This window comes from Pseudomonas sp. R62 (genome assembly GCF_000257605.1).
In the GTDB taxonomy this organism is placed as follows: domain Bacteria; phylum Pseudomonadota; class Gammaproteobacteria; order Pseudomonadales; family Pseudomonadaceae; genus Aquipseudomonas; species Aquipseudomonas atacamensis.
The window spans coordinates 1-531 of record NZ_AHZM01000983.1 but is presented as its reverse complement, the minus strand read 5'-3'; the positions used below and the strand labels follow the sequence as shown (position 1 = coordinate 531).

1 protein-coding gene is annotated in these 531 nt (G+C 56.7%); it reads right to left on the bottom strand.

Annotated features, from left to right (window positions below; all coding sequences use genetic code 11):
- The coding region (locus OQK_RS01460; protein ID WP_038860384.1) for an exodeoxyribonuclease V subunit gamma at positions 1–436 on the bottom strand (436 nt) is incomplete at its 3' end.
- Between the last annotated feature and the right edge of the window lie 95 nt (positions 437–531).

Here is a 531-nt window from a genome sequence, read left to right as displayed (position 1 = left end):
ACAATTGATAGCGCTTACGCAGATCGCTGTCGTGGGTAAGGAAGCGTTGCAGCGGCTCGAAATGGGGGCGATCGATTACCTGTGGCAAGAGGCGCATCAGGCGCCAGGTCAGCGGGGCTTTGTCGAGCAGGGATTTAGGCGGAATCTCTTCTCGTCCCAATACCAGGCGATACAGCTGCCACATGAAACTGCCGGGTAGTTGAACGTCAATCGCCGCAGCGATCCCGCAACCGCCAAGGTCATCGTCTTCAGGATCTTCGGCCAATGCCAGTTTGAGCCATTGGGCGATGCCGTTGCTTTGCACCAAAGCGATTTCGTTTTCCAAGGGTGCCAGTGGGTAACGCCGCATGATGCTGACCACAAGGCTGCGCAGCTCATCGAGGCTGTTGCTCTGAACCACCATGAATGCAGCGTTGAGGGACTGGGCGTCCGACATATGGATTCCTTGGAAAATCGCTAAAGCCGAGGCAGAACCTTAGCATTGTCGGCCGGCTGTGACAGCCGGACGAGGTCTGCGAAGGCTGTAAGAAC